Source organism: Saccharopolyspora griseoalba (assembly GCF_042665275.1).
Classification (GTDB): Bacteria; Actinomycetota; Actinomycetes; order Mycobacteriales; family Pseudonocardiaceae; genus Saccharopolyspora; species Saccharopolyspora griseoalba.
Genome location: NZ_JBHTCJ010000017.1, coordinates 83,469 through 93,449, shown reverse-complemented (window position 1 = coordinate 93,449; position 9,981 = coordinate 83,469). Strand labels below are relative to the sequence as shown.

Below are 9,981 nucleotides of genomic sequence, written 5' to 3'. Positions count from 1 at the left end.
CGTCGTGGCGGCCCTAGATCCTGACCTGGGGTTTTGTGGTCTACCGCCGTCGTGACGGCCATAGAGTTCGGTGCCCTGATTTTCTAGGGCCGTCGTGGCGGCCCTAGATCCTGACCTGGGGTTTTGTGGTCTACCGCCGTCGTGACGGCCATAGAGTTCGGTGCCCTGATTTTCTAGGGCCGTCGTGGCGGCCCTAGATCCTGACCTGGGGTTTTGTGCATCGGCCTTAGCCGGCGTCGCGAACAGGGAACGGGGCCTGTCCGCCTGGTCGAGCAAGAGGGTGTGAATCCACTCCGCGTACGTGCGCGGCCCGACGTAGTTCTGCGGGGGTTCGGTGGACACCGTGAACGTGTCGTACATCCGCCCGCGGCGGCCTTCGGGGTAGTGCGAGCGGACCTTCAAGAACCCGATGCTCTCCAGCCACTGCAGGACCGGGCGGACCTGCTTGGCGTTAGCGCGCCCCGCGACCACGGCAAGCCGGTCACGGTTGAGCTCAACTTCGATCTCCGGCGAAACGCGCAGCCGAGCGCTCAGCAGCGCCATGACCACTTTCAGCGCGACCGTGACGTCAACGGGCTTGCCGGTCTTCTTCGAGACCGGCGGGGCGAAATCAACGCAAGCGAGTACCCAGTACGGGATCAGCTCACTCGTGGGCGAGTCATCCGCAACCGCGTGCACCGCGGTCGAACCATCCTGGGTGGGTGTGTCGTGCGTCTCTTCGGGCGAAGAGGGTGGCGTCTCCACGGTTCCTCCTGGTCAAACCCAAGAGAGTGATCCGTGACTCACCGATCTAGCGCGTCGCCGGGGAGCCAGGCTTGAAGCGCCAGTCCCCGTATCGCATACTAGGCTCTACAACACAGCGCCTTCATGTGCGGGGCGGCACAGAGGCTATGTGACCGAGCGATGAGCGATCATCTCTTGGTTGTTGGTTCGAAGAGGACCCCGGAACTTGGTTGGGAGACCACCCGGGGTCCTCTTTATGTCTATGCCGCGTTGGACGAGATGTCCTCGGGAGCCAAGTCCTGGCGCAGCAGGTCCTGCACCTTCAGCTCGCCGGAGCGCAGCGCATCGCACAGCGCCTTGTACTGCTCAGGTCCAAGTTCCTCATAGAACCGCCGACCCACGGCGACCCAGCTGCGCAGCGCGGCTTGGCGGCTACCGAGATGCCGCTTGCCGTCTTGCGTCGCAACCTCTTCGTCGTCTTCGAAAATCTGGATGATGAGCCGGTTCTTAGACATCCCCTCGACCGGGGGGCGTCCTGGTCGTCCCATGTAGACCTCCCTGGACAAGTTTCAGGCATCGTATTTCGACCGATCATCAGGGCGCAAGCAACAGAACCGTGTCGGTGTGTCGCGCCGAAAACCCCTGGTCACAGTCCATTCAGGCCCTGCTCGTCACCGAGCCTTGACGCGCAGCTCGAAGATATGTCCGAAATTCGCGAAATCCGCAGTGGGGGTGGGCCCGGGAGGCTGATCACGTCCGGCCTGCTGTACATGAGGGCGGCTCCGAAATCCAGCAAAGCGCGCCGCTGCGGCTAGGCAGGCCTACTTTGGGTGCGGCAGGGCTCCAGCTCGGCTTTACGTCGGGCGCGTTGACTCAGCACTGTTACCTCGGCGAGGCCATGCAGCGAGTCGCGCGCGTGTCCGGTTCCCCAGCAGGCCGGGTATGTCGACGAGCAATCGGCTGAGTCTGCTGATGCCGCTGGATGAGTGGAAAGCTGAAGGCTTCTCTCGTTGTGCCCGCGGGGCGACCGCGCCCGGCCACGCACGACCGCCCTGGCTGGCCGATATCGATGGTTTGCGCGGATTGTGGGTGGTCGACGCCAAGCCGGTCGTGACTACAGGACGTACTCAGCGCCAGGTTGTGCCATTCGGGCAAGACTGAGCCGGCGGACTCCCACTCAAGATGGCTGTTCGCGCGTGCGCGCGCGCACGCGCGAAGCAATGTTGATCGTAACCCATGGCCAAGCGTGTGGGCAGGTGTGCCATGGCACGCATGGCACAAACTTCGACCCCGATTCGGTCACGGAAAGTAGCTGCCAGGCGGTAGCGGCGACCGGGGGTCGTCATGGCTGCAAGGCCCTCTAACTGCCAGCGCCCGGGGCAACAAGGCCACTTGGCTGCGTGATCGGCCAGAACCACGGATGACTTCGCCGACCGTTCCACGAGCCCGCTCAGTCGCATTGGCATTAGTCCCGGGACGCATCGTTACGGCCGTCGGGAGCCGCTAGAGATCCCCACGAGAGCTGTCGGATTGCAGGGCGAGTCGATTCCACCGAGCGCTGTGTCGAACGAGAGCCACCCCCGAGCTAGTTCAGAGCTCGAAGCGAACCGGTGCAGAGCTTGGAGTCTCGCAGGCGGAGCTACCGATAGATCTCTTCCGGGCGCACCGCATCCACAGTGAGGCGCTCATACCCCTTCGGGAGCCGCCCCAGAGCCCGGCTAGAGCCACGCTAGAGAACGTCAGATGAAGCGACGCGGAGGGCGCGAAGGGGCACATGAGCCCACCACAGCAAGTACCCGCACGGCGCATTTACCAGCAACGATGGTCCAAGTTCTGCAAGCTCTGAGGCGGCTCCTGCCCCTCATCCATGATCGATCCTCGGTCGGGATCCAGGCCACACGTAGGCGGCTAGCGACTGGGCTTTTTCGTACGGAGCTCCGGCCTGGCTCTGTCGAGCTCCCGCCTGGCTCTGTGCTGGCTCTGGAGGGTGAAACGGGTAGCTCCGGTGGCTCTGTCGGGCTTCACGGCGACAGCAGCTGGGGTCGAACCCGCTCCTGGGGTGGCTCCGAGTCGGCTCCGGGCGGTTCTGGCGTAGCTCGCTCATCAACGGCGACGCTCTGCCGCCCCTTGGGCGCGGCTCCATACGCACGAACCGAGATCGCACATAGCTCTCCGGGCCACGTCTTGCCACTGCGTACCGGCGCTGAGCCAGTAAGCGGCTCTCTGGACCCACCATCGGCTCGGCCGCCAGCAAGCACCGGGGCTTGGCATGGGCAAGGCGGGTGCAACGAAAACGCGCCGCGGGACGCAGTGTGTTGGCGACTGCGTCCCGCGGCGCGTTGGTTGGCTTCCCGCGACGAGATTGTGGTGCTGAGGGCGACTAGCCGGCCACGTGGGCTTGGTCGGTGTGCACGGTGAGGTTGGTCCACCACTCGGTGGGGTCCATGCGCATCGCTTCGTCTGCAAGCGCCCGCCCAGACGAGGTGCGAAGCGCTTCGTAGGCATCGCTCATCCAGTGATGTACAGCCTGGTTGCCGCTTTGTGCGTATTCCCGCGCCTGCAGAAGGCAATCGAGCTTGTCGGCATCCCGAGAGCATCGGGCGGCCAGAGTCCCACCGGTCTTGGCGGACTCGTGCTCACTCACCAAGCTCTGGTAATGCCGCGCCACACTCGCCGGCAAACGAGCGGTCTGATCCTGCGTGATCGTTGCCGGATCAGCCAACGATGCATACGGCTTTGCCACCGGCCCGACGTCGCCAATCCGTGATTCGGGGAGGTCATGGGCATTGCCGAGCGCCATCGCATGTTCAGCCCCCGCTGCGTCCATGCCTTCCATATGCGCAAGGACCATCGCGATGCACCCCACACGCCAGCTATGCGCAGCAACGCTTTCGGGATTCGCGACGCCCGCGCGGTGCCATCCGGCCCGTGGCAGACGCTTGAGCTGACCCAGTTCGTAGCAAAACCGGGTGATGTCGGCGGGAGTGTTCAACGGAGGCTCCTCACGAGGTAGTGCGTCTGCTGCAGTGCATCGCGGGCTGATGGTGCAAGCGCGCCATCGTGGTTGGCATCGAGACTGTGCGTCAGTGTCTCGGCCAAGCGTTCACGGTGCGCGTGGACAAGATGTGGTTTCCGTTCTAGCAGGGTGTTCAAGGTGTGTGCGCACAGATCCCGATACGGGGCATGGACGAGCCCGTCGAGAAGCGTGGACAACAGCTTGTCGCCCGGCCAGCTTTCGACCGGGGTGGTGACCATTTGCGCGTCGGACCGCCACACGTGCGGGATTTCCCCGCACCAATAGGCCCAGTAGGTCAGGTTCGCGCTCTTGGCTTGCTCGCTGACCAGGCTGGTGTCGACGAACTGGTGCAAGGCGTCCACATCGCCGGCAGATGCAGCGGCGATCGCCCGTGAGCGTTGCACTGGCCACTCCGGCAACCACGAGTCCGCGACGGCCACCGGCCGGCGCGGCATTGGAGGGGTCCAGCCGGCCATCGTGGGTTCGGAGGCAGCCAAGTAGGCCGCTTGTCGACGCAACATCGCACCTTGCTCGGTGTTGCCGTCTGCGGACTCCGCGGTAATAGCAAGGGCATGCGCAAGATCCTTGCGGTCGCCGGCCGGAAGCTGAGCCCGTTCACCGTTAACGAGCCCGCGCAGCACACGCGGAGGGACACCGCTGATTGGCCAGGCCAGCAGCTCGGTCAGTGTGCGGCCAGGAACGATCGCTGCCAATGGATGTGGCCCTAGAACGTGAGCGTCATCGGCGCCGGGAACGTTAGCGAGAATGACGTCGGCGCGGATGGCCTCGGAAAGCACACTGACCAGCTCCGCGGGCGCGCCCGCGGCCAGGATCACGTGCTCATGACGCCAGAGGTCTTCGGCGCTGACCCGGGTGAGTGGACGCCGGCCGGTTTCCCATCCCTTAACGAGATCGACGCTGACCTCGAGGCGCTCTGCCATCGATGGCTGGGAGAGCCCGAGGTGCTTGCGGATGGCGCTGAACACCGCGCCAGCAGTACGCGGCTGTGGGGCAGGTGTACTACCGGTACACGGTTGTGCCGAATGGTGGCTGCGCATAGCTCATTCCTCGCGGAAAGGTGTACATACAGTACCTTAACAAGGCTCTGACCTGCGCATACGGTAATTTTCCGTGAGGTCAGAAGACGTTCTCCGTGCGACAATCCCGCGCGGCGCCGACAGTGTCGGTGGCGCCGTGGGGGAGCGGTCAAGACACCGGGATTTCGTAGGTGAGCTCGTAGCTGACGAGCATGGTCATCTGGGTGTGCTCGAGCACGCGACCGTGCGCGTCGGTCTGGAGCCGGGTGATCCGGACAACCGGGTCGCCGGTTTTGATGTTGAGTGCGTCCTCAGAGGACTCGGTGGAGCGTGCGGTTCCGAAGGTGACGCGTTCAATGGGATTGGCCAGGGTGAAGCCTGCTTCCTCCAGTTGGGTAAGCAGCTCGTCGGCGTCGGTGTCGACCTTCTCGATTCGCGTTCCGCGGGTGATGTCTCGCGGCAGTCGGCTTGTGGCCAGCTTGGTCGGTACCCCGTTGAGGCTCATGACGCGGCTGCGAACGGTGATCTCGTCACCGGGTTCGAGTCCCATCTCCGTGGCCAGGGCCTCGGTGACGGGCTCGAAGTACACACGGGTGTGCACGGTCGCATCTCCGTCGTGCAGGTGGGCACCGCGGTTGGCTTCTCGCTCATCGTGCGCCAGGCGTGCGGGGCTATAGCGCCGAATGTGTTTCGGTGGTTGGTTCGCTGTGTCGGCAACGAAGGTGCCGACCCCCTGCTCGGAGAGCACGAGGCCATCGGCGCGCAAGGCCTGGATCGCCCAGCGGACGGTGTCGCGCGACACGTTGTAGGTGCCCGCGAGGTGATCCTCGGTCGGGAGTCGGGCTCCCGGCTCGAGCTCACCGTTGGTGATGGCTCCGCGCAGGTCAGCTGCGATCTGTTCTCGCTTCGATGCCACGTTGCTGAACCCTTCTGTGCACCCTAGTTGTCCTGGTCGTACGACTTATACGTACGAATTCTTGCACTCTAGCTCGCCGCGGGGTTGACACAACGCCGATGACCCCACATGCTTTACTTGTACGTACGAGGCAGACAACAGCGATGAGCGTACAACTCGGTGCCAGTACCGGGGGAGCGCCGGAACCAACCGGGTCCGACGTTTCCCAGGCCGCTGGAGCCTCCGGCTTCTGCAGCCGGGATGTTTGACAACACCAATACAGCGGGACCACGCCCTGCGTCCCTGTCCAAATCAAACGCCCAGGCCCGACGCCACTGCGCGCGTCGGGGACCAGGCGGGGCAGGAGGGATCGGACCGCGAAGGGCACGCAAGGTCGGCTCGCCTGCCGCGCAAACGCGCGGAGGCTTGCGTACCGATGCCATGAGGTTCCTCAACAGAGGGGCGTCCACTGAAGGACGTCACCACAACCTCACAAGCCGACCGCACCACCGCACGTTGCGGCGTGCCGGTTGGCCACCTCGATCCACCACAAAGCCATCTAACAGGTTGAACGGGATCGAGGGTGGCCTTCCGGGGTGCCGTACCTCATTGCGGCTAGAAGCGCGCTTTGCCTACGCCGTCTGGGACTCGAAAGCCCCGGACGGCAGGGAAGGAACAACGCAGGACAAAAGCAAGTCTTGCTGCTCCCAATGGCTTCGACCCCAGTCGTTGGAGGTCTTCATGAAAAGCCCTGTCATGTACCGGACAGCGATCTGCCTCATCTTCATCGCGGGCGCCCTCGCCATGGGGTCGCTGTTGATCTGGCTGCACCTGACGCAGCCTGCGAACTATCTGCTCGTGCAGCGCAACACCACGTTGGGCTTCATCAGCCTGGTCATCGTCACGTTGCTTGCACTGAACCACCCCTCGTCTCGTGATCTGGAAGGAGAGTCATGACCGCCTCCCTGAAGCGCGGCGCCGACGCGGATGCCCTGGCTCCAGGGAGGGGGCCGGGCTGCAGCACCGAAGTAGTCGTGCCCCTGCCACAGCAAGGCAAGGCCACGCCGACGGAGTTGCCGGGTCCGGCCGCCGGCCTCGCACCGCAAGCAGAAAACCCAGGGCCGGTCGAAGTCACGCTCGACGACCAGGACACCGAAGTTGCCGCCCCCGCCGCAGCGGACGTTGAGCCCGAGCCGCGGCTGCGTGATGTGTTCTTGAGTCGTATCCGCAAGCGGATGCTGCGCAAGCTGGATACGGGCGAGGCCGAGGTCAAGGAACCACCAGAGAAGCCGATTCTCTGGATCATCGGCTTCCTGGCGGTCAGCGCAGTCACCGCCGCCTTCGTGGTGAGCTACTTCTTCCTGCACCTGGTGGCAGAGGGAATGGGAATCCCCGGTGGTGTTAGCTACATCTTCGCGCTGTTTCCCGACCTGATGGCCCTGGCAGCCGCAGCGATGCTGGTGTTCCGAACGGAACGAGCCCTCGGCTGGGGGCTACTGGTGAGCTTTACCGGCGTCTCCGTTGCCGGAAACCTCGCTGGGCACGCCATCCAAGTCGCCCGCGGAACAACCCCCTTTATGCTCCCGAAGGGATGGGAATGGGTCGGGGACTTGATGGCCGTAGCCATCCCCACCGGCATGGCGCTCGTTCTGCATGTCTTTCTGAAGAAGCTCGCCGACTTCCTGGCCTTCAAGAAGGCCGAAAAGAAGCGCAATGAGGCAGAGAAATTCGAGGCCAAGCAGCAGCAGGAAGCTGCCGAGCGCAAGCGAAAGCAGGAGGAAGCCCAGGCCGCTCAGGAAGCTGCACGGCGCAAGGAAGCCCAGGACCGGCTTCCCCAGGCTCCTACCCCAGGCGCCACCCCGACCGGGCAGGTGGCTGTGCAGTTCGCGATCGCCTACGGGATCCCCAACTGCGACATGAGTGTCACCGAGATGGCCCACGCACTGGGCGACAAGCTCAGCGGGAAGGGCTGGGACTCTGGCGGCTTCTCCAGCCGTAAGAAGTGGATCAAGCAGGCGACCGACGAAATTGTAGCCGTCGCTGCCTAAGGACCCGCCCCGCACACACGGCCGCCCGCTCCGCTCCCAATACGGAGCGGGCGGCCCGACTCGCACCCAAGGAGGGCCTTTGGCTGGTCAGCCGAAGGTAAACAGCCGCACCCCGATACCGCCTCTGCAGCGGCTGAATCGCGTAAATGGTCAGTGGCGTCAGTTCCGTGAGCGTTGGGGCAAAGCACGGTCGTCCCGCGCTCGGCTGGTGGAGTCAGCACAAGCAATCGCGGCACTCACCACAGACCAGCAGCCAGACCATGACGAGGTCGTCCGAATCGTCGAAAAGCATGCCCAGGCAATCAAGGACGACCTCGTTGAGATCTACAAACGCCGGACCAATCAGGCGAAATCCCGTAGCGGACTGAAGCCACCGTGGGCAGCGCGGTCGTGAGTACGTCGGGTTCGCCACAAACATGACAAGGAGGAAGAGGCGATGCCCGACGACGCAGCGACCGCGACCGAGCCTCAGGCCGAACCGGTGGGCGAGGAGCTCACGGTCGATCTCGATGCCGGTGAACGTCCCGAGAAGGCAGGCCCGGATACGAGACCGGACCCAATGGAACTGGCCAAGCAGCTGTGGCAGGTGGTGATCGAAGACTTCAAGACCTGGCCACAGGCGGTGCGCAGCCCTGCGGAGATGACGAAGCACGCCAACGAAGGCGAGTACACCACCGTGAAGCAGGGGCACCCTTCGCTGTTGCGGAAAATCAACAAGACCTGGACAGCGATCATGAAGTGGCCTACTGCTTTGGCTCTGATCATCGTTGGGTCGTGGCAGTCCGCAGCACGCTTTCTGGTCTTCTGGCCGACGGTCCTTGTGGTCATGACCGGATTGGCACACGTTCCACTGATCGGAGCGTTGGTGCCGGACTCGCTCAACATCGCCGCGTGGCTAGGGATGTGATCGGCCATGGGTTTTGTGGTACTAGCGCTCGTGTTGGCTGCGCTGATAGTCAGACCGCCGGTGATCGAAGCGTTCACCGAATTGCGTGGGAACGAGTCCGGGGCGAGTCAGCGCCGACACGAAGAGCGCATGGCCAAGATGCGCTACGAGCACGAACGCTGGCAAGAGAAGGTCCGCGAGCGCAGGGTTCGTCGCCAGCGCGGCGACAAGACCATCGGACAAGCGCTGCAAAACAGGCTGGCTCGATGGATCGAGGGCTACGACGAAAAGATCGCCTCGCTCGATGACCTGCTCGACGCCGACGGCAATCCAAATGCGGGTTTCTTCGGCCGATACGGTGCAGCGTTCACGACAGCCTGGCGCCGGCGACGGCAGCGTCGTCACGCCCGCTTCCGTAGTTGGGCAACGTGGGCTGAGGAACGTCTGCAACAGCGCTTCGAGCGCAACGCAACCGGTGGCGACACCACCGGCCCAGTCGATGATTCGACCAGCGTCCACGATGCATACGGGGGCACGTACTCGGCAAAAGGCGGCGCGTCCTCGACGGACGATACGTCACCTGAAGGTGAAGACCTCGGCGTGCAGTGGGCTGAGGCCACCCGCCTCGACCGAGAGAACGCCGACGAGCCCGAACAAGACGCTGCACCACCGCTTGCCTTACCGCCCGGCCTCGTTGCCCGGGAACCTTTGAGCGCGCCGACTTGCCAACGGTGCGGCAGCAAGGGGCCCGACGTCACACTCCGGCTGTTCACACAGTCCCGGATGTACGAAACAACGTCCTACCTGTGCGACTCCTGCCAGAAGTTGGTCGAGCAGCGACAAGAAGAACTCACCGCGGTGATGCCCGATGAAGGTATCGAGGATGCCGTGGTCGAACAAGACAATGATCAACATTCGAAGGAGGACGTTGGAGCCAACCTGGATTCAACTGACCCCAACCACGACGGAAACGTGATCGAACTCTTTCCCAAGGAAGGTAGAAACATGAGTGCTCCTACGGCGGACAGCAGCAACGCAATTCATGTCGAGTCCGGTCAGATCATCGGACCGACCACCGGTAAGGGATTCACTTCCTCGGTCTCGGGGTTGCTGGTGCAGCTCAACCAGCAGGTCCAGCTGGCTGCCGAGCAGATGAAGTCCGCGGAGATCGACCCGGAGCAGGTCGCCCAAATGGAGAAGGTGTTTGCCCTCATCGAAGAGGCCCGCGGCACCCTCGATGCTCAGACCGAGGCGTTCAACCAGCACATCGCGGCCCGCGACGTGGTCAAGGCCGCGGGTGCCGGTACCAACAACAACTACCTCGCCGGCGAGTAAGCCAACCGACTGAGCATGGACCCCTGCTTGCGTGGCAAACC

9 protein-coding genes are annotated in these 9,981 nt (G+C 63.8%); 4 read left to right on the top strand and 5 right to left on the bottom strand.

Annotated features, from left to right (window positions below; genetic code table 11):
• From ACFQRI_RS24710 to ACFQRI_RS24690, 5 genes are all read right to left on the bottom strand, one after another.
• The coding region (locus tag ACFQRI_RS24710) for a hypothetical protein (RefSeq protein WP_380672581.1) at positions 1-744 on the bottom strand (744 nt) is incomplete at its 3' end.
• A 239-nt stretch (positions 745-983) separates the two neighbouring features.
• Positions 984-1,238 carry a hypothetical protein gene (locus ACFQRI_RS24705; RefSeq protein ID WP_380672579.1) on the bottom strand — a complete coding sequence of 85 codons (255 nt, stop codon included), beginning with the start codon at positions 1,236-1,238 and terminating at the stop codon, positions 984-986.
• A gap of 1,865 nt (positions 1,239-3,103) precedes the next feature.
• Entirely contained in the window at positions 3,104-3,715 is a 612-nt protein-coding gene (locus ACFQRI_RS24700) for an HD domain-containing protein (RefSeq protein ID WP_380672578.1), read from the bottom strand.
• Positions 3,712-4,725: a helix-turn-helix domain-containing protein gene (locus ACFQRI_RS24695; protein WP_380672576.1), complete on the bottom strand. Its 1,014-nt coding sequence runs from the start codon at positions 4,723-4,725 to the stop codon at positions 3,712-3,714. Before ACFQRI_RS24695 ends, ACFQRI_RS24700 begins: the two co-directional genes overlap by 4 nt.
• A gap of 220 nt (positions 4,726-4,945) precedes the next feature.
• Positions 4,946-5,692, bottom strand: a complete 747-nt coding sequence (locus tag ACFQRI_RS24690) for a GntR family transcriptional regulator (protein ID WP_380672574.1) — start codon at positions 5,690-5,692, stop codon at positions 4,946-4,948.
• Positions 5,693-6,412: 720 nt separating this feature from the next.
• Here ACFQRI_RS24690 and ACFQRI_RS24685 point away from each other — a divergent pair.
• The 4 genes from ACFQRI_RS24685 to ACFQRI_RS24670 all read left to right on the top strand — a co-directional run bounded on the left by ACFQRI_RS24685 (position 6,413) and on the right by ACFQRI_RS24670 (position 9,940).
• On the top strand, positions 6,413-6,628 hold the full coding sequence (locus ACFQRI_RS24685) for a hypothetical protein (RefSeq protein ID WP_380672572.1): 216 nt from the start codon (positions 6,413-6,415) through the stop codon (positions 6,626-6,628).
• Positions 6,625-7,719, top strand: coding sequence for a hypothetical protein (locus ACFQRI_RS24680; RefSeq protein WP_380672570.1), 1,095 nt, complete (start codon positions 6,625-6,627; stop codon positions 7,717-7,719). The genes ACFQRI_RS24685 and ACFQRI_RS24680 overlap by 4 nt, the downstream gene beginning before the upstream one ends.
• A gap of 436 nt (positions 7,720-8,155) precedes the next feature.
• The gene (locus tag ACFQRI_RS24675; protein ID WP_380672568.1) at positions 8,156-8,626 is read left to right on the top strand and encodes a hypothetical protein; all 471 of its coding nucleotides are present in this window, start codon (positions 8,156-8,158) and stop codon (positions 8,624-8,626) included.
• Between the two features lie 6 nt (positions 8,627-8,632).
• Positions 8,633-9,940, top strand: a complete 1,308-nt coding sequence (locus ACFQRI_RS24670; protein WP_380672566.1) for a ZPR1-type zinc finger protein — start codon at positions 8,633-8,635, stop codon at positions 9,938-9,940.
• The last annotated feature ends 41 nt before the right edge of the window (positions 9,941-9,981 follow it).